This window comes from Modestobacter versicolor (genome assembly GCF_014195485.1).
Taxonomy (GTDB): Bacteria; Actinomycetota; Actinomycetes; order Mycobacteriales; family Geodermatophilaceae; genus Modestobacter; species Modestobacter versicolor.
Genome location: NZ_JACIBU010000001.1, coordinates 583990 through 607415, shown reverse-complemented (window position 1 = coordinate 607415; position 23426 = coordinate 583990). Strand labels below are relative to the sequence as shown.

The following is a 23426-nucleotide window of genomic DNA, read 5'->3' as shown; positions in this document are numbered from 1 at the left end:
CCCCGGGGACCGGGGTCACCGCTGGGCGCCCAGCCGCGCCTCGAGCCGCGGGTACACCCGCCGGACGTTGCCCTCGAAGACCGCCGTCCGGGCGTCGGTGTCCAGCGCGGACGCCTCGACGTAGCGGCGGGTGTCGTCGTAGTGGTGCCCGGTCCGCGGGTCGATGCCGCGCACCGCGCCGACCATCTCCGACCCGAACAGCACGTTGCGGGTGTCGATCACGTCCAGCAGCAGGTCGATGCCCGGCTGGTGGTAGACGCAGGTGTCGAAGAAGACGTTGCCCATGACGTTGGACTCCACCGGCGGCTGGCCGAGCATGTCCGCCAGCCCGCGGTAGCGGCCCCAGTGGTATGGCACCGCTCCCCCGCCGTGCGGGATCACTAGCCGCAGGTCGGGCAGGTCGGTGAAGAGCGAGCCCTGCAGCAGCTGCATGAACGCCGTGGTGTCGGCGTTGATGTAGTAGGCGCCGGTCGCGTGGAACACCGGGGTCGCCGACGCCGAGACGTGCACCATCGCCGGCACGTCGAGGGAGACCATGGCCTCGTAGAAGGGGTACCAGCTGCGGTCGGTCAGCGGCGGCGACGTCCAGAACCCGCCGCTGGGGTCGGGGTTGAGGTTGCAGCCGATGAAGCCCAGCTCCTCGACGCAGCGCCGCAGCTCGGCGATCGAGCCCTCGATCGGCTCGCCCGGCGACTGCGGCAGCTGCGCGACGCCGACGAACCGGTCCGGGTAGAGGGCGGTGACCCGGGCGATCAGGTCGTTGCAGCGGCGAGCCCACTCCAGGCTCACCGCGGCGTCGCCCACGTGGTGGGCCATCGCCGAGGCGCGCGGGGAGAAGACCGTCAGGTCGATGCCGCGCTCGTCCATCAGCCGCAGCTGGCTGCCCTCGATCGTCTCCCGGATCTCGTCGTCGCTGATCACCGGGTAGGCCGGTGCGCTGGTGCCGGCCTCCCAGGCGGCGACCTGCGCCTCCCGCCAGGCCGTGTGCGCGGCCGGCGCGGTCGTGTAGTGGCCGTGGCAGTCGATGATCACGGTGTTGCCTCCTGGGTGTCGCGGAGCTGGACGAGCAGGTCGCGGGCGGCCGCGGCGATGCGCGGCTGCACGCCCAGGTCGACCAGCTGCTCGGTGGCGGCGGCCATCTCGTCGGCCCGACGGCGGGCGTGCCGGTGCGTGCCGTCGACCAGCCGGTCGATCGAGCGGTCGTCGAAGCCGGCCAGCTCGGCGCTGATGCTGCCCCGCAGCCAGTCGGCGCAACCGGCCTGCTCGGCGGCGGCCAGGGCCTCCACGACCGCCGCCGCCAGCCCCTTGTAGAACACGCTGCGCAGCAGCTTGCGGGAGATGGCCTCGCCGACCGGCCCGGGCTGCACGGTGACCTCGGCACCGAGGCCGGACAGCACGGTCGCGTAGCGCTCGGCCGCCGGCCCGGACACCAGCATCGGCGTCCGGAGCCCCTTGCCCGGCACCGGCGCCATCAGCGCCACGTCGACCACCTGCACCGCCTCCCCGGCGGCCGCCGCGAGGGCGGTCTTGAGCGCCGGGGCGGCGGTGTTGAGGTCGGCCCAGACGGTGCCGGGCCGGAGCGCGGGCAGCGCGTTGGTCAGCGCGGTCATCGCGTCGTGGGAGCTGTTGACGCTCAGCACCCAGTCGGCGTCGGCGACCGCCGCCGCCTCGCTCCCCCGCTCCTGCACGCCGCCCACCCGGAGCCCCTTGGGGTCGTAGCCCCGCACGTCGGCCCCGGCGGCGACCAGGTCGCGGGCGATCTCCGAGCCGGCCTCACCGAGGCCGAGGACGGCGATCCGGGTGCTCACGCCTGCTGCTGCGGCACCGGTGGCGTGCCGTGGGTGTGGAAGGTGGAGATCGTCTGCAGCCCCCACGCCTGCCCCTTGGCGCGCTCCGCCGCCGACCAGTCGATCGGCTTCCAGTCGGGGGCGAAGACCAGCCGGGCGCCGGGGTTGTCCAGCTCGATCCGGTTGCCCGCCGGGTCCCAGACGTAGAGGAAGAAGCTCTGCTGGATGGTGTGCTTGTGCGGCCCGGTCTCGATGTGGATGCCGTGCTCCAGCGCCAGGTCGGCGGCCCGGATGACGTCGTCCCGGCTGTCGACGGCGAAGGACAGGTGGTGCAGCCGGCCGGCGGTGCCGGTGTTGTCCCGGGTCCAGACCGCGTCGTAGCCCTTGTTGGTGAACGTCGTCCAGCTGCCGGCCACCCCGTCGTCGAGCACGATCTGCTCAGTGACCATCCCGCCGAGCACGTCGACGGCGAAGTCGCGGTTGGCGACCGGGTCCACGCCCAGGTAGTTGATGTGGTCGATGCGCCGCACGCTGACCCCGCGACCGGGGTAGGCCTGCGCCTGGTTCTTCAGCGCCGGCTTGAGGTCGCCCTCCGGCCGGTACCACTCCGTCTCGTAGTAGACGCCCATCTCGTGGCCGTCGGGGTCGGTGAAGACGTAGACCGGGCCGTAGCCGGGGTCGCCGTCCTGCCAGCCGCGGCCGAGCCCGGTGGCCTCGATCGCCGCGACCCGCCGCTGCAGCGCCTCCGGCGTGCTCGCCCGGAAGTTGGTCCGCCCCACCCCCGGCTGCGGCGCGGCGGTGAGCTTGATGGTGGCGTTCTCGTAGTCGTCCCAGGCGCGCAGGAAGACCGAGTCGCCGGCCCGCCCGTTCTCGGTCATCCCGAGGTAGCGCACGTAGAAGTCCAGGCACTCGTCGGGCTTGTCGGTGAGGACCTCGACGTGGGCGAGGTGGGCGATGTCGTGGAGCGGCGGCACGGGGCTCTCCTTCGAGTCAGGTGTCGTGCGGGGGCGGTCTCACGGCCTCGTCCCGAGGCGCACCCCGAGCGTGCGAGGGGTGAGGAGGACGAGGCCCTGCATCAGGCGCGCGGGAAGGCCGTGCCGTCGAACAGCTTGCGGGCGGTGCGCACGACACCGGAGCGGACCGCCCGCGGTGGCGTGGAGTCGGCGTCGACGACGACGTCGACCAGCAGGTGGCCGGTCGGGTGCTCGACGTCGACCTGCGAGGTCCCCGCCGGCCAGCCGGCGGTGAGCTCGTGCCCGACCGCCCCGGGCAGCAGCATCCCGGTGACGACGCTGACCGCGCCGAGGACGCCGATCGAGGTGTGCGGCTGCACCGGGATGAACGACCGGGTGCTCACCTGGCCGCCGTCCCGCGGTGCGGCCAGCAGCACGGTCTTGGGCACCGAGGACGTCGACACGTCGCCCATCCCCATCAGCTCGGCGGCCTTGCGGCGGAACGCGTCGACCCGCTCCAGCAGCGCGGCGTCGGCGGCCAGCTCCTCGTGCGGCTCGTACCCGGTGAGCCCGAAGGCGTCGGCCATCGCCAGGACGACGGGCATGCCGTTGTCGACGCAGGTCACCTCGATGCCCTCGACGGTGTCCCGGACGTGGCCGGTGGGCAGCAGCGCACCGGTCGCCGAGCCCTCGGTGTCGGTGAAGGCGAGCACCACCGGCGCCGCCGTCCCGGGGACGCCGGCGATCTCGACGTCACCGCGGTACTCGACCCGGCCGCCCGGCGTCGGGAACGTGGCGACGGCGACGCTGTCGGAGTTGACCATCCGGATGCGCACGCTGGTCTCGCCGTCGCCGGCCGGCACCAGCCCGCGCTCGACGGCGAACGGGCCCACCCCGGCGAGGATGTTGCCGCAGTTCTGCCGGTCGCTGACCGTCGCGGTGTCCACGCCGAGCTGGAGGAACAGGTAGTCGACGTCCACGTCGGGGTCCTCGGACGGCGAGAGCACCGCCACCTTGCTGGTCAGCGTGGTCGAGCCGCCCAGGCCGTCGATCTGCCGCGGGTCGGGCGTGCCCATCAGCCGCAGCAGCAGGTCGTCGCGCTCGGCGGGGTCGGCGGGCAGGTCGCGGGCCTCGAAGAACAGCCCCCGGGAGGTGCCGCCGCGCAGCATCGTGCAGCGGACGCCGGTCTCGTCGTAGGTCATCGCTCCTCCGCCCACTTCTCGTAGGGCACGTACTCGATGCCGAGGTCTGGGAGCTTGTCGCGCAGGCCGTAGCGGTCCAAGCCCAGTTCCCCCTGCTGGAAGGCCGCGCGGCTGGCGGCCTCCTTGTCCAGCCGGGCCTGCGAGGCCGACAGCGCCCGCGGCACGTCGGCCCGGGGCACCACCATCACGCCGTCGTCGTCGGCGACGACCACGTCGCCGGGCGAGACCTGCTGGCCGCCGAGCACGACCGGGACGTTGACCGCCCCGGGGGTGGCCTTGACCGACCCCTGCGCGCTGACCGCGGTCGACCAGGCGGGGAAGCCCATCTCGCGCAGCTCGGCGACGTCTCGGACGCCGCTGCCCAGCACCACCCCGCGCACCCCGCGCTGCGCGAGCGCCGTGGCGAACAGCTCGCCGAACAGCCCGTCGGTCGACGGGGAGTTGGTGGCCACCACCAGCACGTCGCCGGGCCGGCACTGCTCGACGGCGACGTGGATCATCAGGTTGTCGCCGGGCCAGCACAGCGCCGTGACGGCGGTGCCGCCGATCCGCGCGCCCGGCCAGGCCGGCCGGAACGCGGGGCCGAGGTAGCCGACCCGCCCGAGGGCCTCGTGCACGGTGGCGACGCCGAACCCGCCCAGGGTCTCGGCGTCCGCCTGGTCGGCGCGGGGCGGGTCGGTGACGACGACGTTCCTCATGCTGGTCCTCCGGGGTCGGGGTGCGGCTCGGACAGCGCGGCGATGACGCTGCGGAAGTGGGCGACCGCGGCGGCGTCGGCCCGGTCGGGGTCGCGGTCGGTGATGGCGGCGACCAGCTCGGTCAGCTCGCCGAGGCTGACCCGGGCGCGCCCGGGCCGGAGCGAGAGCCGGAACTGGTGGCGGACCAGCTGCGCCTGCAGCTTGCCGACCAGGTCGGCGGCGACCGCGTGCCGGGCGGCCTCGCCGACCATGCCGTGCAGCTGCTGGATGAGCTCGCCGTACTTGAGCACGTCACCGGAGTCGACGGCGCCGGCCATGGTGTGCAGGTGGGCCCGCAGCCGGTCGGCCTCGGCACCCGTGACGCGCTCGGCGGCCTTGCGGGCGAGCAGCGCCTCGAGGGGCATCCGGCACTCGGTGATCTCGACGGCCTCCTCGAGGGAGACGACCCGGACCCGGGCGCCCTTGTTGGGGAACCGCTCGACCAGGCGCTCGGCGACGAGCACGTCGATGGCCAGCCGCACGCTGCCGCGGCTGACGCCGAGCTGCTCGACCAGGTCGGCCTCGACGAGCCGGAGCCCGGGCGGCATGTCCCCGCGGGAGATCGCAGCTCGCAGGGTCCGCGCCGCGTCCTCGTGCGCTCCGCTCACCGTCGCCTCCTCGGTCCGGTGACCTGGAAGCTAGTGCGCGGTGCGCGGGATCGTCAACAATCGTGTCCGCCACCCGCACCGGGTGGCGGACACGAACGGTCAGCGGGCGGTCAGCGGACGGTCAGCCTGACGGGGACGCTGCCGAAGGCGCGCAGCGTGTTGTTGTGGTGCCGCTGCGTCGGCCCGGTGAGCTCGATCGTGCGCACCCGGCGGGTCAGCGCGGTCAGCACCGCCTCGGCCTCCAGCCGGGCGACGTGCTGGCCGACGCACTGGTGCAGGCCCATGCCGAAGCCGACGTGGCCGGAGGGGTCGCGGCCGAGGTCGAAGCGGTCCGGGTCGGCCCAGCGCCGCGGGTCGCGGTTGGCCGCGGCCAGGAACATCAGCACCTTGCGGCCCTCGGGGACGACGACGTCGCCGATCCGGACGTCGGTGGTGGTGGTCCGGAAGAAGGTCTGGACCGGTGACTCCCAGCGGATCGCCTCGTCGAAGGCCACCCGGGCGAGCGACGGGTCGGCGACCAGCCGGGCCCACTGGTCGGGGTTCGTCGCGAAGGCGTAGAGGATCGCCGAGAGCGCGTGCACCGTGGTGTCGACGCCGGCGGTGAGCAGCGACCGGACCACCAGCGGCGCCTGCTGCGGGGTGATCTCACCGCGGTCGGCGGCCGCCCAGATGGCGGCGCCGAAGCCGTCGTCGGTGAGCGCGTCGCGGGCGCACTGCTCGCCCACCCAGCCGGACAGCTCGGCGACCCGGTGCGCGCCCTTGGCCACCAGGTCGTTGGCCGGGCCGAAGGCGTTGAACGCGTGGTCGCCGTAGGGCAGCAGGTTCTCCCGCCCCTCGTTCCCGATGCCGACCGCGTCGGGGAAGACCCGCAGCGGGAACGCCTCGGCCAACGTGGGGACGACGTCGAACTCGGTGCCTGCGGCGAGGACCTCGTCGACCAGGCTCTCGGCATCGGCGGTCCACCGGTCCCGCAGCGTGCGCAGCGCCCGCGGGCCGAGGACGGAGGCCAGCACCCGTCGGGGCGCGTCGTGCCGCGGCGGGTCGGCCTCCAGCAGCAGGCTCGGCGGCCGCCACGGCTCCTCGGTGCGGAAGTTGGACAGGCCCACGCCGGCGGCGGACTGGAACCGCTGCCAGTCCACGAGCGCGGCGTGCACCTCCTCGTAGCGGCCGAGCGCGTGGACGTCGTACCGGCTCAGGTACACCACCGGCCCGGCCTCGCGCAGGGCGTGGTGGAACGGGAGCGGGTCCTCGAGGACCTCGTGCCCGAAGGGGTCGGTGTCGTCGACCGGCAGGTCGGCGGAGGTGGAGAGCAGCGTCATGGTCTTCTCCGGATCAGAGGTCGAGGACGAGGCGGTCGCTGCACGACCGGGAGACGCAGGGGTACATGCAGTCGCCGGCGGCCCGCTCGTCGTCGTCCAGCAGCGAGTCGCGGTGGTCGGGCACGCCGGCGAGCACGGTGGTCTCGCAGGTGCCGCAGGTGCCCTGCCGGCAGGAGGACAGCACCTCGACGCCGGCCGCGGCCAGCGCCTCGAGCACCGAGGTGTCCGGCGTGACCGTCACGGTGCGGCCGGAGCGGTGCAGCTCGACGTCGAAGGCCGTGGTGCGCACCGGGGCGCCCTGGTCGGCGGCGACGAAGCGCTCGGTGTGCAGCGCGCGGGCCGGCCAGCCGGCGCAGGCGGTCTCCAGCGCGGCCAGCAGGGGCGCCGGCCCGCACGCGTAGACCGGCGTGCCGGGCCGCGGCTCGCCGAGGAAGGCGGGCAGGTCGAGGAGCCCGAACTCGTCCTGGGGGCGCACCTGCACCCGGTCGCCGTGCGCGGACAGCTCGTCCAGGAACGCCATCGAGCTGCGGGTCCGGCCGCCGTAGAGCAGCTGCCAGTCAGCGCCCAGCAGGTCGGCCTGGGCGATCATCGGCAGGACCGGGGTGATGCCGATGCCCCCGGCCACGAACAGGTAGGACTCCGCCGGCACCAGCGGGAAGTTGTTCCGCGGGCCGCCGAGCCCGAGGACGTGCCCCGGCTCGAGCTGCTCGTGCACGTAGCTGGACCCGCCGCGCCCGGCCGGCTCCAGCAGCACGCCGACCCGGTAGCTGTGCGCGTCCCAGCGGTCGCCGCACAGCGAGTACTGGCGGGTGAGGCCGTTCTCCAGGGTCAGGTCGACGTGCGCCCCGGGCGTCCAGTCCGGCAGCCGCCCGCCGTCCGGGGCGGTGAGCGTCAGCGTCACGACGCCCTCGGCCACCTGGACCTTGTCCTGCACCCGCACCACCGTGCGGTCCGTCCCGCTGCGCCAGCGGGCGTCCACCTGCTCCACTCCGAGCACGCCGACCTCCTCGTCGTCGTCGCCCAGCGTGCGGCCCGGACGGAGGGGGCAGAAGCGGCTTCTCAATGGACGGGAGACCGGTGTCACACTCGGGGCATGGCGCGGACCCCGACCGGCGAGTCGGTGCTGGCACGTGCGGTGCGGGTGCTCGACGCCTTCACCGCCGACGAGCCGACGCTCACCGTGGGCGAGGTCGCCCGGCGCAGCGGCCTGCACGTCGCCACGGCGTCCCGGATCGTCGGCGAGCTCGTCGCGCACGGGCTGCTGGAGCGGACGCCGGACCGCCGGGTGCGAGTCGGCGTGCGGCTGTGGGAGCTGGGCGCGCGGGCTTCCCCGACGCTCACCCTGCGGGACGCCGCCATGCCGTTCCTGGAGGACGTGCACGCGGTCGTCGGCCACCACGTCCAGCTCGGGGTGCTCGACGGCACCGACGTGCTGTTCCTGGAGCGGCTCACCGCACGCGACGCCGTGGTCAACTTCTCCCGGATCGCCGGCCGGTTGCCGCTGCCCACCTCGTCGTCGGGGCTGGTGCTGCTCGCGCACGCCCCGCACGAGCTGCAGGAGCAGGTGCTGGCCGCACCGCTGCGGCCGATCACCCCGGCCGGGTTCCGCTCCCCCGCGGTGCTGCGGGCCGCCCTGGCCGAGGTGCGCCGCGGCCACGCGGCCGTGCTCGACGGCCACCAGCACGAGGACGCGACGGGGGTGGCCGTCCCGGTGCGCGACGGCGGCGGCCGGGTCGTCGCCTCGCTGTCGGTGATCGTGCCCAACGACGGCCGGGGACCGGCGCTGGTGCCGCTGCTGCTGGCCAGCGCGCTCGGCATCTCCCGGGCGCTGCGCAGACCGACAGCCGACCCGGCACGCCCCGGCTAGGTCATCCCGGGCAGGTCACCGGGCGGTCGTGCGGGGCGGCCCGCCCGAGGACGGGCCGCCCCTGCCACGCCGGTGTCACTCGAAGGTGGTCACCGTGTCGTAGCCCTTGCCGTTGTACTTCTGCACGACCACGGTCGAGACCGCGGGCTGCCCGGCCTCGGTGGTGTCCACCGAGGTGTCGGGCAGCATCAGCGGGGCCTCGAAGCCGCTGATGCCACGCAGCGCCTCCATGAAGTTCTCCCGCGTCGGCTCGGTCATCTCACCGAAGGCCTGCTCGAGCGTCGCGCCGACCATCCAGCTCCACTGGCAGTGCGGGAACGCCGGCGGGTCCTGGTAGTCGCCGTACTGCTTCAGCGCCGCCAGGTACTCCACGACGTCCGGGTCACCGGCGGCCGGGCCGGCCGGCGCCTTGGAGAACGCCACCGAGTAGACGCCGGGGAACGCCGTCGCACCGCCGGGGGTGAGCACCCCGCCCGGGCTGGAGGTGTTGGAGGGCAGGAACCAGCTCGGCGTCCAGTTCAGCTGCTGCGCCTTCTGCAGCGCCGAGACCGCGAGCGGCACCAGCGACATCGCGTTGAACATGACGTCGGCGTCGCTGGCGGCCAGCTCGGTCATCTGCGCGTCGACCGACGTGTCGGTCGCCTCGTAGGTGAGCTCCTCGACGATCTCGATGTTGTCGGCACCCTCGACGGCGGACTTGAAGCCCTCGACGTAGCCCTCGCCGTAGTCGTCGTTCTGCGACAGGATCGCGACCCGGTGCTGCTGGCCGGAGCTCGCCAGCAGCTCGCCGAAGGCCTCACCCTCGTTCTGGTAGATCGGCACGAAGCCGAGCTGCCAGGGGCTCTCCTCGGGGTCGCTGAACAGCGGGTCGCCGGTCATGATCAGCGCCTGCGGCACCTCGTCGGCGATGGCCGCGTCGCGCCAGGCGCGGTTGGTCGGCGTGCCCAGCCCCGCGGTCATCGCGAAGACGTCGTCCTTGAGCTGGTCGTAGTTCGCCTTCGCCTGCTGCGGGTCGTAGGTGTCGTCCAGCGCCTCGATCTCGACCGTGCGGGTCTTCCCGTCACCGAACTCGACGCCGCCCTCGGCGTTCTTCATGCCGAAGTACGCGGTGATGCCGGCGACCGTGCAGGTGCCCGGCCCCGCCGTCGCACCGCTGAGCGGGGTGGAGATGCCGAGGGTGACCGAGTCGTCGGTGATGCCGGGGCTGGCCTCCCCGCCGGAGCCCCGGTCGCCGCCGTCCCCTCCCTCACGGCCGCAGGCCGAGACGGTGAGCGCGAGCGCCGACGCCACGGCGATGCCGAGCGCCTTCCGCGATCGAGAGTGCATGTTCATGCGTGTCCTTGCCTCTCTTTTCCTGGTTCCTCCGCCGAGGTGCCCGACACTGCTGTCGACAACGGAGTGGTCGGGGGTGCCGCAGCACCGGACCCGGCGCCGGAGCGCCGCCGGCCGCGGGTCAGCCTGCGGAGGAGCGACGCGAGGCCGCCGGGGAGCACGAACAGCACGGCCAGCAGGATCACGCCCTGCAGCAGGGCCGTGAGGCTCGAGTCGACCTGGTTCGTCAGCTCGGGCACGAGCACGTAGTACGCGCCGCCGAGGAGCGAGCCGATGATGCTGCCCGCGCCGCCGATCACCATCGCGGCGAGCAGCTCGATCGAGTGCCCGAAGCTCATCGTCTCCGGGGACGTGTACTGGATGACGAACATGTAGAGGAAGCCGCTGATGCCGCCGATGAGCGAGGCGATGGTGAAGGCCAGCACCTTGTAGCGGTACGGCGAGATGCCCATGGACGACGCCACGGCCTCGTTGCCCTTGACGATCGCGAAGGCCCGGCCGTACTTGCCGCGCACCAGGGCGCGGGTCAGCAGGAAGACGGCGCCGCCGATGACCAGCACGACGTAGAGCACCCACTGGTCGTCGTAGAGGCCGGTCGCCTCCGGAGCCTCCGCGAAGCGCGCGGACAGGCCCTGGGAACCGCCGGTGACGTCGCTCAGCCGCTTCGCCAGCGGCACCCCGACGATGGGCAGCGCGATCGTGACCATGGCGATCGCCAGACCGCCCAGCCGCGCGGCGGCCAGCGCCACGACCAGCCCGGCGACGGCGGCCGCCAGGCACGCCGCGAGGAACGCCAGCACGACGTTCCAGCCCTGCTGGACGCCGTAGCCGGTGACGTACGCGCCCAGGCCCACGAAGAAGATCTGGCCGAGCGAGACCTGCCCGGTGTAGCCCATCACCACGTTGAGCCCGAGCACCGCGACGGCGAAGACGCCGATCCGGGCGAGCGTGTCGTTGGTGTTCTCCGTCAGCACCAGCGGCAGCACGGCGAGCACGACGACGACGAGCAGCGGGACCGCGCGGCGGAGCCAGGGGTTCTGCCGCAGGGACGACGAGGGGGAGGTGTCCACAGCTCGGGCCATCACACGCGCACCACGGTCTTCCGGCCGAACAGGCCCTGGGGTCGGACGATGAGGACGACGAAGATCAGGATGAACGGCACGGCCACCTTGAGGTCGTAGCCGATGAAGGAGACGTACACCGCGGCGAGGTTCTCCAGCACGCCGATCAGCCACGCCGCGACGACGACGCCGACCGGGCTGGTGAGCCCGCCGAGGATGACCGCGGCGAGCGCGTACACCAGGGCGTTGTCGAGCATGCCGGGAGTGAGCGTCAGCTGCGGGGCCACCAGGGCGCCGGCGACGGCGCCGAGCGCGGCGGCCAGGCCCCAGCCGACCATCAGCAGGCGCCCGACGGGGAGGCCGGAGAACGCCGCGGACTCCGGGTTGTTGGCGACCGCCCGCAGCGCCAGGCCGAGCTTGGTGCCGACGAAGAGCGCCTGCAGCAGGACCATCACCACGATGATCACGGCCGTCGTCCCGAGCGAGCGCTGGCTGACCGAGACACCGAGGAAGTTCACCGTGTCCAGCGAGAACAGCGAGGGGAACTGCTGGTTGTTGTACGTCCAGAGCCAGCCGGCGACGCCGGTGATCAGCGTCAGGAGGCCGATCGTGACGACGACCGCGGTGTCCGGGTCGCCGCGCTCGAAGCGCCGCATCAGGAACCGCTCGACGACGGCGCCGAAGGCGATCGAGAAGGCGATCGACACCAGGATGGCCAGGATCAGCGGGACGTCCTTGGTGGTCAGCCACCAGGCGATGTAGACGGCGAGGACGGCCATGCCGCCCTGGGCGAAGTTGATCAGCCCGGTGGCCTGGTGGACCAGCACGATGGCCAGGGCGATCGCGGCGTAGACGGAGCCGGTCGACAGGCCGTCGACGACGAGTTGGACGAATGTGCCCATGTCAACCTCCCAGGTAGGCGCGACGGATCTCGTCCATGCCCTTGAGCTCGGCGGAGGTGCCGGTGAGCACGCTCCGCCCGGTCTCCAGGACGGTGGCGCTGTCGACGAGGGTGAAGGCGAGGTTGGCGTTCTGCTCGACCACGAGCATCGCGATGCCCGAGGTCAGCCGCAGCTTGCGGATCGCGTCGTAGACGTTCTTGGCCGTGCTCGGCGCGAGGCCGAGCGAGGCCTCGTCCAGCAGCAGCAGCCGCGGCTTGCTCATGATCGCCCGGCCCACCGCGAGCATCTGCTGCTCGCCACCGGACAGCGCCGAGGCGTTGGACGTGATGCGCTCGGCCAGGTTCGGGAACAGGTCGAGGCAGAAGTCGATGTCCTCCGCGACGCCCTTGCGGTCCTTGCGCAGGTACGCGCCGACCCGCAGGTTGTCCCGGACGCTGAGGTCGCCCAGCGTGCCGCGCCCCTCGGGCACGTGCGCGATGCCCAGCGCCGCCACCTGGTCCGGGCGCAGGCCGCGGATGTCCTTGCCGTCGAACACGATCCGGCCGCCCGCGCGGACGGTGCCGCTGATCGCGCGCAGGGTGGTGGTCTTGCCGGCGCCGTTGGCACCGAGGATGCCGACTGCGCCGTTCTCCGGGACGCTCAGCGACACCCCCTCCAGCACCTGGACCGGGCCGTAGGACGCCGTGACGTCCTCGAGCTCAAGCAGCGTCATCCGCGGCGTCCTTCCCGATGTAGGCCTCGATGACCCGGGGGTCGGACTGCGCCTCGGCAGCAGTCCCCTCCATGAGCTTGCGTCCGTGGTCGAGCACCACCACGCGGTCGGTGAGGGCGGCGATGAGGCCCATGTGGTGCTCGACGATGACGACGGTGATGTCGTCCTCGCTGCGCAGCCGCCGGACCGTCGCGATCAGCTGCTCCACCTCGGCGTGCGGGAGGCCGGCGGCGGGCTCGTCGAGGAGCAGCAGCCGCGGCTTCATCAGCAGGGCGCGGCACAGCTCGACGCCCTTGTGCAGACCGTGCGAGAGCTCGTCGGCCGGCAGGTGGGCGGCCCAGGCCAGGCCGTTGCGCTCCAGCAGGTCGAGCGCCTCGGCCCGCAGGTCCTTCTCCGCGCGGCGGGTGCCCGGCGTGCGCACCGCCCACGCCAGCGGGCTGCCCGGGAGCCGGGAGTGCCCGCCGAGCAGCACGTTCTCCAGCACCGTCTCGTGCAGCTGCAGCGCGGGGTGCTGGAAGGTGCGGGCCAGCCCGTGCCGGGCGAGGGTCGCCGGGCGAGCCCCCTGCACCTCGGTGCCGTCGATGCGCACCGCGCCCGCGGTGGGCGTGTAGTGCCCGCTGATGCAGTTGAACAGCGAGGTCTTGCCGGCACCGTTCGGACCGACCAGCCCGAAGATCTGGCCCGGCTCGACGGTGAAGGACACCTCCTGCAGCACCTTGATGCCGCCGAACTGCAGGTCCACGTCCTGCAGGACCAGCTCAGCCGCCATCGTTCCGCCTCCCCGTTGCTCCGTTGCACCGGCCCGCTCGGGCCTCGACCCGCCGGGGCAACGTAAGGACCCCGCTGACGATTGTCAACGATCTTGTTGCGAGTGTTGCCGAGCTGTTGTCATCCCTGCCGCAGCCCGGGACGCGCATCCTGCAGCCCGCCGCCCGGCCGCCTGCCGCCGGGGGTCACAGCCGCAGCCCACCGTGGGTCACGGCGGCACGGTGCCGGGGATCCGCTCGCCCCGCGGCAGCAGCACCGCGCCGAGCGCGACGAGGCCGGCGAGGCACACCAGCAGCGCCGACTGGGCCGCGCCGGGACCCAGCCCGGTGCCCACGGCGACCACCAGCGGCGGACCGAGCAGCTGGCCCACCCCCGAGCCCTGGGTCACCAGGCCGATCGCCGCACCCGCCGAGCCGGTGCCCGCCGAGACCACGGCCACGCCGGCGAAGAGCGCGGCCGGCACCAGCCCGGCGATGAAGGAGAACGCCACCGCCGACGCGACCCGCACCCCGAGCGGCAACCCCGGGTCGAGCACCCCCCAGACCGTGACGGCCATGCCCGCGCAGCCGGTGGGGATCACCCACCGCAGCGGCGCGCCGCGGTGCAGCAGGTAGGCCCCGAGCAGGTTGGCCGGTGCGTTCACCAGGAAGACGACGGCGCCCAGCAGCCCGGCGGCGGCGACCGACACGCCCTCGTCGGCCACCAGCGACGCGGGCAGCAGGCCGACCACGGCCAGGTACTGGGCGGCGTAGAGGCCGAAGCAGCCGGTGATCACCAGGACCGTGGGCGAGCGGAGCGCGCCCAGCAGCCCCGCCAGCGACCCGGGCCACCGCGCCGGGCCGGACGCCGGCACCCAGCGGACGACGGCCCCGAGCACGCACGCCGCCACGACGGCGTCCAGCAGCGACGCCCCCGGCCAGCCCACCCAGTGGATCGCCAGCGGCACCAGGAGCGCGGCCAGTCCCGCGCCCACCGGCATGTAGGCGCCCCACATGCCGGCGACCAGCCGCCGGTGCGCGGGGGTGGCCACCGTGAACAGCAGACCGGGCGCCGCCAGGATCACCATGACCAGCCCGACGCCCTCCCCCACCCGCGCGGCCAGCAGGCCGGGCAGCGAGTCGACCAGGGCGCCGGCGACGTCGGCGAGGACGATCACCACGAGGCCCAGCCGGACCTGGCGCGCCGGTCCGAGGCTCTGCCCCAGCCAGCCGAGCAGCGCGCCGGCGACCGCGCTCAGCGCGCTCACGGTGGACAGGTACCAGGCAGCCGTCGTCGAGCTCAGCCCGAACTCGTCCTGCAGCACCGGCAGCGCCGCCGACGCACCGCCGATCTGCGCGGCCGCGACCACGCCGGCGCCCATCAGGCCGGCCACCGCCGCCCACGACGTCGACCCAGCTGCCGCACCGGTCTCCGGCGGGGCACCCCGGCCCACCGGTCTCCGCGCCATCGCCTGCTCCCTCGCGCCGACCGACCTCGACCCGCACTGGACCACGCCGCCGCCCCGGGCACCCCGGTGCCGGGCAGAGATACGTCAAATGACCGAGAGGGGCGGTCATCTCGACGCGCCGCGGGCGGCCACAACGGCCGCCGCTGGGTGACGCATGACTGTGTGCTGCGGCACAGCAGCCGCCTTAGGCTGCGGGGGCACGCTCTGCGCCGGCCACCGGACACGCACGCCCGTGGTCGCCTGCGGGGACACCGAAGGGCAGTGCACCGGGTCCGCGTGCAGGCCACGGGCCGGGTCCACCGGCCCACAGGAGTGACACCCGACGAGAACGGACGGACATGACTGCCAAGAACCTCCAGGAACTCCTCGACCAGACCGGTGACACCGTCGGACTGCTGCGGAACTCCCAGCTCGGCACCTACATCTACCCGGTGGTCCCGTCGGAGTTCACGAACTGGCGGCGGGAGCAGAAGGCATGGCGGGAGACCGCGGTGCTCTTCGACCAGTCCCACCACATGTTCAACCTCTTCATGACCGGTCCGGACGCGATCAAGCTGATCTCCGACACCGGCATCAACAGCGTGGCCAACTTCCCGGTCAACATGGCCAAGCAGTTCGTCCCGGTGACCCCCGCCGGCAACGTCATCGGTGACGGCATCCTCTTCCGCCTGGCCGAGGAGGAGTACGTCTACGTCGGCCGCGCGCCCGGCGCCAGCTGGCTGCAGTTCAAGGGCGAGACCGGCGGCTACGACGTCCAGATCCGCAACGACCCCCGCTCGCCGTCCCGGCCGTACGGCAAGGCCGTCACCCGCGACCTGTGGCGCTTCCAGATCCAGGGCCCGAACGCCTGGCCGATCATCGAGAAGCTCAACGGCGGCACGGTCGAGCAGCTCAAGTTCTTCCGGATGGGCGAGATGACCATCGCCGGCGAGCGCGTGCGCACGCTGCGGCACGGCATGGCCGGCGCGCCGGGCCTGGAGATCTGGGGCGCCTACGAGAGCTACGACCGGATCCGCGAGGCCATCCTCGAGGCCGGCCGGGAGTTCGGCATCGAGCCCGTGGGCTCGCGCGCCTACTCGACCAACACCCTCGAGTCCGGCTGGATCCCCTCGCCGCTGCCGGCCATCTACACCGGCGAGGAGCTGCGCCCGTACCGCGAGTGGCTCGGCGCCGACAGCTACGAGGCGACCAACGCCATCGCCGGCAGCTTCGTCTCCAGCGACATCGAGGACTACTACACCAACCCGTGGGAGCTCGGTTACGGCTCCTTCGTCAAGTTCGACCACGACTTCATCGGCCGCGACGCCCTGGAGTCGATCGACAAGGACGCCCAGCGCCGCAAGGTGACCCTGGAGTGGAACTCCGAGGACCTCGCCAAGTTGCTGTCCAACCAGGTCGAGGGTGCGAACTACCAGTTCTTCGACCTGCCGAACGCCAACTACGGGTCGTCGAACTTCGACCGGGTCATCGACGCCGACGGCACCGACCTGGGCGTCTCGATGTTCACCGGCATCTCGGCCAACGAGAAGAAGGGCCTCTCGCTGGCCACCATCAGCCCCGACGTGCCGCACGGCGCCGAGGTGAAGGTCGTCTGGGGCGAGCCCGACGGCGGCAGCAAGAAGACCACCGTCGAGCCGCACGAGCAGTTCGAGGTGCGCGCCATCGTCAGCCCGGTCCCCTACGCCACCATGGCGCGGGAGACCTACCAGGGCGGCTGGCGCACCACCGGCAAGGCCTGACGCACCTGATCCGCGGCTGTGGCCGGGCGACGACGACTCGTCGCCCGGCCACAGCTGTGTCCAGCCCCCTTCCGCGGGGCGGTAGGTCAGATGTCGCGTCCGCCCCGGTACCGGGTGACCCGAGATCATGGTCATCTGCGTGATCCGCGGCACAGCGGGACTCCCTAGCGTCGAGGACGACCCGCCAGCAGCGCGCACCGCCTGCGGCGGCCCCTCCGGGCACGCACCGCCTGCCCGTCCGACGACGAGAGGCCCCCACCCGACATGACCTCCGAGACACTCGCTGCAGCCCTCGCCCGCGCCGGCAGCCCGGTCGAGCTGCTGCGGAACCTCGCGTTCCCGCCCAGCACGTTCCCGGTGCAGCCCGAGTTCACCAACTGGCGCTCCGAGCAGCGGTCGTGGGTGGAGTCCTGCGCGCTGCTCGACCAGTCGCACCACATGACCGACCTGTTCCTCTCCGGCCCCGGGGCGCTCCAGCTGCTCAGCGACGTCGGCGTCAACACGTTCGCGAACTTCGGCGTGGGCCGGGCCAAGCAGTTCGTCGCCGTCTCCCCCGACGGCCACCTGATCGGCGACGCCATCCTCTTCCACCTCGAGGACGAGCTGTTCGACCTGGTCGGGCACCCGATGGTCATCGACTGGGTCACCTTCAACCTCGAGCGGGGCAGCTACGAGGCCACCGCGGAGCGCGACGACAACTCCGCCGTCCGCGCCTCGGGGCCGCCGCGGCTGTACCGCTACGAGCTGCAGGGGCCGACGGCCGCGGCGCTGATGGAGGAGGTGACCGGCGGTCCGCTCCCGGAGGTGAGGTTCTTCGCCATGGCGGAGTTCACCATCGCCGGCCGCCGGGTCCGAGCGCTGCGGCACGGCATGGCCGGCCAGCCCGGCTACGAGCTCTTCGGGCCCTGGGAGGACGCCGAGGCGGTGCTGGGCGCGCTGCTCGGCGCCGACGCCCGGCACGGCCTGGTCCGGGTCGGCGCGAAGGCGTACTCGACCGCCAACCTGGAGTCCGGCTGGGCGCCCGCGCCGATGACCGCGCTCTTCGGCGACGACCCGCTGATGGCCGAGTACCGCGAGTGGCTGCCCGCGACGAAGGTCGGCTCCATCGGCGGCAGCCACGCGGCCACCGACATCGCCGACTGGTACCTGACGCCGTACGACCTCGGGTACGGCAAGACGGTGAAGTTCGACCACGACTTCATCGGCCGGGCGGCCCTGGAGCGGCTGGCCGAGGCCCCGCCGCGGCAGAAGGTGACCCTGGTCTGGGACGCCGACGACGTGACCGCCGCGATCGGCTCCCTCTACCGGCCGGGCCCGGGCGCCAAGTACATGGACCTGCCCAAGATCCGCTACGCCACCCACCACGAGGACGCCGTGCTCGTCGACGGGCAGCAGGTCGGCATCTCGCTGGACTGCGGCTACCTGGCCAACGAGCGGGCGATGGTCTCGCTGGCCACGATCGCGAACGAGCACGCCGCGCCGGGCACCGAGGTGACGGTGCTGTGGGGCGAGCAGCCGGTCTCGGGCAAGCCGGCGGTCGAGGAGCACCGCCAGGTGGAGATCCGGGCCACCGTCGCGCCGGTCCCGTTCGTCGACTTCGCCCGGGAGGGCTACCGCTCCCGCTGACCGCACGCCGAGGCCCCCGGGACCGAGCGGTCCCGGGGGCCTCGACGGCGGGCGGTGCGGCTCAGCCGGCGGGCGGCGTGTTGTCGAACAGCGCGATGCCGGCGGCGGTGTTGGACGCCGGCACGAAGTAGTCCGAGTGCACCTTGGTGACCTGGTCGTGCATCGCCCCGCGCATGATCAGCCACATGATCAGCTCGATCCCCTCCGAGCCGGCCTGTCGGATCAGCTCCTCGCGGGACAGCGCCGCCAGCCGGGCCGGGTCGGTCTCGATCGACTCCATCCACATGTGGTCGAAGTCGGGGTTGATGAACCCCGCGCGGGTGCCGGCCAGCTGGTGGGACATGCCCCCGGTGCCCAGCACGCCCACGGTGAGGTCGTCCGGGTAGCTGCGGATCGCCCGGCCGAGCGCCTGGCCCAGCGCGTAGCAGCGCGCCGCGGTGGGCTGCGGGTACTGGATCACGTTGACCAGCAGCGGGATGACCGGGCACGGCCATGCGTCGCCCGGGTCGGGGGTCCAGACCGACAGCGGCACGGTGAACCCGTGGTCGACGGCCAGCTCCTGGAAGACGGTCAGGTCGAACCCCTCGTCGACCAGGCTCTCGACCAGGTGGAAGGAGAGCTCGGGGTGGCCGAGCACGTCGGGCACCGGGCGCCGGCCGAAGCCCTCGTCGGCGACCTCGTACCGCTCGGCCGTGCCGAGCCCGAAGGTCGGGATGAAGTCCAGGTCGATCCCGTTGGCGTGGTCGTTGTAGACGACGATCGCGACGTCGGGCTGGTGCTCGGCCAGCCACGCCCGCGCCGGGGCGTACCCGTCGAAGAGCGCCTTCCAGTTCGGGTCGTCGGTCTTGCCGCGGTCCATCGCCGCCCCGATCGAGGGCACGTGCGAGGTCGCCAGACCCCAGATCACCTCAGCCATCGCGGCGGCCCCCGGCGCGCATCGCGGCGAGGAAGTCGTCCTCGCCCATCCCGGTGAACACGCCGCCGAGGTACTGCATCGACCGGCCGTCCATCATCGCCAGCTTGTAGACGTAGAAGATGCTGCCGCCCAGGTCGATCATCGCCTGCCAGTCGCGGGCCAGCACGGCCTGCTGCTGCTCGGCGGTGAGCCCGAACTCCTGGCAGTAGGCGGCCTCGTCGGCGAGGAACCGCTCGCGGTTCGCGGCGTCGCGCAGGCTCATGAAGAGCTTGTTCATCCGCAGCCCCCGGCGGCTGGTGTCGCCGTCGAAGATCGGCGTGCCCGGCAGGTCGAGACGTCCGGCCCCTGTGCTCATGGCTCTCGTGTGTCCTCTCTCCCGGACCGGTGCGGTGGCGAGCTGGTGGGTCATGTCCGCTCCTGGGGATGGGTGGCGAGCGCCTCCACGTGGACGTCGAGCCACGGGGCCATCGGCAGGGACATCAGTGCGTCGTGCAGCGCGGCCGGGTCCGCGGCCTCGTAGAGACCGATGGTGGCGTTGCGGCCGGGAACCCGCCACAGCCGCTTCAGCACGCCGTCGGCGCGCAGCTCCATCGCCCGGGCCCGCTCCCCCGCCCGCAGCTCCTCCCGGCGTTCGGCGGGGGTGTCGACCGGCAGCCGGTTCTCCGACCGGACCAGGAACTCCATCTCAGCTCTCCTCCTGCAGCGACGGCACCGGCAGCCGGTCGGCGATCCCGGCCAGCACCCGGGCCAGCTCCTCGGGGGCGGTGACCATCGCCTCGTGCCCGGTCTCGAGCTCGTGCACCGGCCAGCCGTGCGCCCGGGCGCGGTCGGCCTGGCCGGCGAAGACGCGCATCCAGCTGACGCACTCGACGAACGCCGCGGGGACGTCGTCGACGGCGCCGGTCAGCCGCAGCCGGTCGGTGTAGGTCTTCCACGGGTGCGGGGTGAGCTTGGGGGTGAGCCAGTCGACGTCGGCCTGCTCGGTGACGCCCAGCACGGAGAGCTTGCGCACCGGCACCAGCCAGCCGAAGCCCTGCTCGGCCGCGGACTCGGCCCAGTGGTGCTCGACGGTCTCCGGCAGCAGGTCGCGCGCGGCCTCGCCGTCGGCCCCGACGAAGGCGTCGAGGTACACCCGCTGCGCGATCGCCCCGGGGCGGCGGTCGGCGACGGCGGTCACGACCTGCCCGGCGTAGCTGTGCCCGACCAGCACCACGTCGGTGAGGCCGAGCACGTCGACCAGCCGGACGACGTCCTCGACGTGCGTCTCCAGGCCGACGAGCGGGGTGAGCAGGTGCGCCCGCTCCGAGAGGCCGGTGAGCGTCGGCGCGTGCACCTCGTGGCCGGCGGCGCGCAACCGGGAGGCGACCCGGTCCCAGCACCACCCGCCGTGCCACGCCCCGTGCACGAGGACGAACGCGGTCATGCTCAGGCCTCCTCGGGGGGACGTCGGCGTCCGGGCGGACGCAGGGGGATCCTCCCGCCCCACGCTAGGCACGGCGACGGCGGACGGGATCGGCCCGATGTCACGACGTGGCCACCGCCGCGGCAGGAGCCGGCTACGTCATCCGTCGTGGCGGCCCACCCGTCCGGGTCGGGTGCCGGTCAGAGGTCGAGCACCAGCTGCGGCGTCACCGACCGGGAGACGCAGATCATCATCGTCTCCCCGAAGGCGCGCTCCTCGGCGGTCAGCACGCCGTCGCGGTGCTCGGGCGTGCCCTCGAGGACCCGCGTCTCGCACTCCCCGCAGCGGCCGTCGGCGCACGGGGCCGGCACCTCGAGCCCGGCCGCCCGCACGCACTCCAGCACCGAGACGCCCGGCGGGACGGCGAGGGAGATGCCGGCGGCCGCGCAGACGACGTGCACCGTGGCGAGGGCGGCGGCAGGCTCGGGAGCGGCGGTCACGGGGCCTCCCTCCAGCGAGCGGTCGGGCCCGCGACGAGGTCGCCGGATGCCCTGCCGAGAGCCACGGTAGGGAGCCGGGGAGGTCGGCGGATCGCCCGCTTGACGGTCCGGGTGCGCGCCGCTGTCGCGCGGCGGGCGCGACAAATGACGGCACCCGGCGTCAGCGCGGCTGGACCAGGCCCTCCTTGACCGCCAGCAGGGCAGCCTGCGTCCGGGAGGTGAGCCCCATCTTGGCCAGCAGGTGGCTGACGTGGGTGCGCGCCGTCCGCTCGCTGATCACCAGGTGCTCGGCGATGTCCTTGTTGGACCGGCCCTCCGCGACCAGCACGAGCACCTCCTTCTCCCGGGCGGTGAGCACGCCGATCCCGGTGCGCGGCGCCCGGATCTCCTGGGTGAGCCGCCGGGTGACGGCCGCGTCGAGGAAGACCTCGTCGCGGACCGCGGCCCGCAGCGCGGCGTCGACCTCGGCCGGGCCGGCGTCCTTGAGCAGGTACCCGGAGGCCCCGCCGGCCAGGGCCGCGTGCACCCGCTCGGTCTCCCCGAAGCTGGTCAGGATGACCACCTTCAGCTGCGGGAACCGGCGCAGCACCTCCGCGGTCGCGGTGACCCCGTCCATCCCGGGCATCTGCAGGTCCATCAGGACGACGTCGGGCAGCTCGCCGTGCGCGGACGCCCGGGCGAGCCGGTCCAGCGCCTCCTGCCCGTCGCCGGCCTCGTCGGCCACCTCGACGTCGGCGAGGGCCTCCAGGTAGGCGACCACGCCCCGGCGGACCACCGCGTGGTCGTCGACGACGAGGACCCGGATCGGGTCCGGTGCGGTCACGGTGCGTTCTCCTCGTGGGTCGGCGGGCTGGCCGGGGTGGCCGGGAGCGAGGTCGGCAGCGGCAGGCTCAGCAGCACGCTGGTGCCACCGGCGGCCGGCTGCCGCACCCGGACGGCGCCGCCCCAGCGGGCGGCGCGCTCGCGCATCACCGTCATGCCGAACCCGCTCGAGGCGCAGTCCGCGGTGCGGGCGGCGTCGCTCGAGGCGCCCATCCCCCGGCCGTCGTCGGTGACCTCGGCGACCAGCCGCCGGCGCCGCCCGTGGGCGGTCACCGCCAGCCGGACGTGGATCTGGTCGGCCTCGGCGTGCTTGACGCTGTTGTGCAGCGCCTCGGCCACCACCCGGTAGACGTCCTCCAGCAGGGCGGCGTCCAGCGCGGCCAGCTCGTCGGCCTGGTCGACGACGTCCAGCGAGACGGTCATGCCGGTGCGCGCGGCGGTGCTGTCGACCAGCGAGCGCAGCGCCGCGGCGAGCCCCCCGGCCGTGGCGGCCGCGGGCCGCAGCTCGACCACCATGCCGCGCAGGTCCACCAGCACGTCCTGGGCGCTGCTGCTCAGGTCGTCGGCCACCTGGGCCAGCTTCTCGGGCGTGGGCGGCAGCCCGCGGGCCACCAGCACCCCCAGCGACCGGGCCTGCATCATCATCGAGAACACCTGCTGGACCACCGAGTCGTGCAGGTCCCGGGCCAGCTTCTGGCGCTCCTCGCGCCGGGCGACGTCGCGCTCCCACTCCAGCAGTGCGGCGTGGTCGACGGCCATCGCGGCCTGCTCGGCCATCGCCAGCAGGAACTCCAGCTCGGTGTCCCCGACGACCTGGCCGGGGGCGAAGAAGGCGTTCAGGATGCCGACCGGCTCGCCGCCGGCGAGGAGCGGGACGCTGACGAACCAGTCCCACCGGGGGTGGCGCATGAGCTCCTTGAGCGGCGCCCACGCCGGGTCGCGCATGACGGCCTCGTAGCGGCTGGGCGCCACGATCGGCTGCCGGGTCTCCAGCGCCTCGAGCATCATCAGCCGGGCGCCGAGCGCCCGGCACTCCATCAGCTTGTCGAAGAAGTCGGCGTGCCGCCCGAACCCGGAGGCGCCGACGACGTGCAGCCGGTTGCCGGTCGAGTTGACCGTCATCACCTGGACGCCGGCCAGCGAGTCCGTGCGCGCCACCTCGTGGGCCAGCGCCTCCAGGGTGCCGACCAGCGAGCGCTTGGACGCGACGCTGGAGGCGGCCTTGGCGATCGCGGCGAGCCGCCGCTCGCGGAGCCGGCTCAGCGTGACGTCGCGGAAGGACACGATCCACCGGCGCTGGCCGGGGACCGGGGAGAGCACGTAGGCGAACTCGCGCCGCTGGCCGGCCACCGGCTCCCAGGCCACGGTCAGCTCACCGGACCGGCCGGCGGCGGCCGCCTCGTCGGGGGCGGCGAACGGCGAGGGCGCACCCGCGACCCGCTCCGGGTCCAGGCCGCACAGCAGCACGGCGGCCGGGTTCGCCTCGACGAAGCGCGCGTCGGCGTCGATGACGGCCAGGCCGTCGGGGGCGTGCCGCACGACGTCGTCGGCCGCCGTGACCGCAGCGGTCCGCGTGCCGACCGCCGTTCCTCCTGATGCCTCCACCGGACCCACCTTCCAGCACGGCATCGTCGCCGCGGTCGTGGCCATGGCCCCGGCCACCCTGGGGAGATCGTGGCACGCGTGCGCGCCCGGCGGGCGGCGCAGCTGCCGGGCCCACCCTAAG

Annotated in this window: 23 protein-coding genes and 1 pseudogene; 3 read left to right on the top strand and 21 right to left on the bottom strand. The window is 73.5% G+C overall.

From position 1 onward, the window contains the following. Nucleotides 1-15 precede the first annotated feature (15 nt). From FHX36_RS02870 to FHX36_RS23760, 8 genes and pseudogenes are all read right to left on the bottom strand, one after another. Entirely contained in the window at nucleotides 16-1032 is a 1017-nt protein-coding gene (locus FHX36_RS02870) for an amidohydrolase family protein (RefSeq protein ID WP_110552054.1), read from the bottom strand. After that, nucleotides 1029-1808 carry an NAD(P)-dependent oxidoreductase gene (locus FHX36_RS02865; RefSeq protein WP_110552053.1) on the bottom strand — a complete coding sequence of 260 codons (780 nt, stop codon included), beginning with the start codon at nucleotides 1806-1808 and terminating at the stop codon, nucleotides 1029-1031. The genes FHX36_RS02870 and FHX36_RS02865 overlap by 4 nt, the downstream gene beginning before the upstream one ends. Continuing rightward, the gene (locus FHX36_RS23765) at nucleotides 1805-2761 is read right to left on the bottom strand and encodes a VOC family protein (protein ID WP_110552052.1); all 957 of its coding nucleotides are present in this window, start codon (nucleotides 2759-2761) and stop codon (nucleotides 1805-1807) included. Before FHX36_RS23765 ends, FHX36_RS02865 begins: the two co-directional genes overlap by 4 nt. 101 nt (nucleotides 2762-2862) lie before the next feature. Then, on the bottom strand, nucleotides 2863-3942 hold the full coding sequence (locus FHX36_RS02855) for a 4-oxalomesaconate tautomerase (protein WP_110552051.1): 1080 nt from the start codon (nucleotides 3940-3942) through the stop codon (nucleotides 2863-2865). Beyond that, nucleotides 3939-4640 carry a 4-carboxy-4-hydroxy-2-oxoadipate aldolase/oxaloacetate decarboxylase gene (locus tag FHX36_RS02850; protein WP_110552050.1) on the bottom strand — a complete coding sequence of 234 codons (702 nt, stop codon included), beginning with the start codon at nucleotides 4638-4640 and terminating at the stop codon, nucleotides 3939-3941. Before FHX36_RS02850 ends, FHX36_RS02855 begins: the two co-directional genes overlap by 4 nt. After that, nucleotides 4637-5287, bottom strand: coding sequence for a GntR family transcriptional regulator (locus FHX36_RS02845; RefSeq protein WP_258372701.1), 651 nt, complete (start codon nucleotides 5285-5287; stop codon nucleotides 4637-4639). The genes FHX36_RS02850 and FHX36_RS02845 overlap by 4 nt, the downstream gene beginning before the upstream one ends. A gap of 110 nt (nucleotides 5288-5397) precedes the next feature. After that, entirely contained in the window at nucleotides 5398-6606 is a 1209-nt protein-coding gene (locus FHX36_RS02840; RefSeq protein WP_110552049.1) for a cytochrome P450, read from the bottom strand. Nucleotides 6607-6619: 13 nt separating this feature from the next. Then, nucleotides 6620-7543 (bottom strand): annotated as a pseudogene (locus tag FHX36_RS23760) (PDR/VanB family oxidoreductase); the annotation flags it as partial. A 156-nt stretch (nucleotides 7544-7699) separates the two neighbouring features. Here FHX36_RS23760 and FHX36_RS02830 point away from each other — a divergent pair. Then, a complete protein-coding gene (locus tag FHX36_RS02830) occupies nucleotides 7700-8473 on the top strand; it encodes an IclR family transcriptional regulator (RefSeq protein ID WP_110552047.1) in 774 nt (257 codons plus the stop codon). 75 nt (nucleotides 8474-8548) lie between these two features. Here the strand turns inward: FHX36_RS02830 and FHX36_RS02825 are convergent, their stop codons facing one another. The 6 genes from FHX36_RS02825 to FHX36_RS02800 form a co-directional block, all read right to left on the bottom strand. Then, nucleotides 8549-9805, bottom strand: a complete 1257-nt coding sequence (locus tag FHX36_RS02825; RefSeq protein WP_220035923.1) for an ABC transporter substrate-binding protein — start codon at nucleotides 9803-9805, stop codon at nucleotides 8549-8551. Next, entirely contained in the window at nucleotides 9802-10887 is a 1086-nt protein-coding gene (locus FHX36_RS02820) for a branched-chain amino acid ABC transporter permease (protein ID WP_110552056.1), read from the bottom strand. Before FHX36_RS02820 ends, FHX36_RS02825 begins: the two co-directional genes overlap by 4 nt. After that, a complete protein-coding gene (locus FHX36_RS02815) occupies nucleotides 10887-11768 on the bottom strand; it encodes a branched-chain amino acid ABC transporter permease (protein ID WP_110552045.1) in 882 nt (293 codons plus the stop codon). Before FHX36_RS02815 ends, FHX36_RS02820 begins: the two co-directional genes overlap by 1 nt. 1 nt (nucleotide 11769) lies before the next feature. Beyond that, nucleotides 11770-12480 carry an ABC transporter ATP-binding protein gene (locus FHX36_RS02810; protein WP_110552044.1) on the bottom strand — a complete coding sequence of 237 codons (711 nt, stop codon included), beginning with the start codon at nucleotides 12478-12480 and terminating at the stop codon, nucleotides 11770-11772. After that, nucleotides 12467-13249: an ABC transporter ATP-binding protein gene (locus FHX36_RS02805; protein WP_110552043.1), complete on the bottom strand. Its 783-nt coding sequence runs from the start codon at nucleotides 13247-13249 to the stop codon at nucleotides 12467-12469. Before FHX36_RS02805 ends, FHX36_RS02810 begins: the two co-directional genes overlap by 14 nt. A 207-nt stretch (nucleotides 13250-13456) precedes the next feature. Then, nucleotides 13457-14695: an MFS transporter gene (locus FHX36_RS02800; RefSeq protein WP_183513473.1), complete on the bottom strand. Its 1239-nt coding sequence runs from the start codon at nucleotides 14693-14695 to the stop codon at nucleotides 13457-13459. A gap of 338 nt (nucleotides 14696-15033) precedes the next feature. On the opposite strand from FHX36_RS02800, the gene ligM reads away from it, so the two are divergent. Both ligM and FHX36_RS02790 read left to right on the top strand, forming a co-directional pair. Continuing rightward, on the top strand, nucleotides 15034-16434 hold the full coding sequence (ligM, locus tag FHX36_RS02795; RefSeq protein WP_110552773.1) for a vanillate/3-O-methylgallate O-demethylase: 1401 nt from the start codon (nucleotides 15034-15036) through the stop codon (nucleotides 16432-16434). Nucleotides 16435-16698: 264 nt separating this feature from the next. Then, nucleotides 16699-18060, top strand: a complete 1362-nt coding sequence (locus FHX36_RS02790; RefSeq protein WP_110552772.1) for an aminomethyltransferase family protein — start codon at nucleotides 16699-16701, stop codon at nucleotides 18058-18060. A 61-nt stretch (nucleotides 18061-18121) separates the two neighbouring features. On the opposite strand, the gene FHX36_RS02785 is transcribed toward FHX36_RS02790, so the two are convergent. The 7 genes from FHX36_RS02785 to FHX36_RS02755 all read right to left on the bottom strand — a co-directional run bounded on the left by FHX36_RS02785 (nucleotide 18122) and on the right by FHX36_RS02755 (nucleotide 23350). Further along, a complete protein-coding gene (locus FHX36_RS02785; protein WP_110552771.1) occupies nucleotides 18122-18976 on the bottom strand; it encodes a class III extradiol dioxygenase subunit beta in 855 nt (284 codons plus the stop codon). Then, the gene (gene ligA, locus FHX36_RS02780) at nucleotides 18969-19331 is read right to left on the bottom strand and encodes a protocatechuate 4,5-dioxygenase subunit alpha (protein WP_110552770.1); all 363 of its coding nucleotides are present in this window, start codon (nucleotides 19329-19331) and stop codon (nucleotides 18969-18971) included. The genes FHX36_RS02785 and ligA overlap by 8 nt, the downstream gene beginning before the upstream one ends. Before the next feature lie 50 nt (nucleotides 19332-19381). After that, a complete protein-coding gene (locus FHX36_RS02775; protein ID WP_110552769.1) occupies nucleotides 19382-19660 on the bottom strand; it encodes a muconolactone Delta-isomerase family protein in 279 nt (92 codons plus the stop codon). Nucleotide 19661: 1 nt separating this feature from the next. After that, on the bottom strand, nucleotides 19662-20399 hold the full coding sequence (locus FHX36_RS02770; RefSeq protein WP_110552768.1) for an alpha/beta hydrolase: 738 nt from the start codon (nucleotides 20397-20399) through the stop codon (nucleotides 19662-19664). Nucleotides 20400-20578: 179 nt separating this feature from the next. Next, a complete protein-coding gene (locus tag FHX36_RS22370) occupies nucleotides 20579-20878 on the bottom strand; it encodes a 2Fe-2S iron-sulfur cluster-binding protein (protein WP_220035980.1) in 300 nt (99 codons plus the stop codon). A 160-nt stretch (nucleotides 20879-21038) separates the two neighbouring features. Further along, entirely contained in the window at nucleotides 21039-21701 is a 663-nt protein-coding gene (locus FHX36_RS23755; protein WP_110552766.1) for a response regulator, read from the bottom strand. Beyond that, on the bottom strand, nucleotides 21698-23350 hold the full coding sequence (locus FHX36_RS02755) for a sensor histidine kinase (RefSeq protein WP_246405391.1): 1653 nt from the start codon (nucleotides 23348-23350) through the stop codon (nucleotides 21698-21700). Before FHX36_RS02755 ends, FHX36_RS23755 begins: the two co-directional genes overlap by 4 nt. Nucleotides 23351-23426 lie beyond the last annotated feature (76 nt).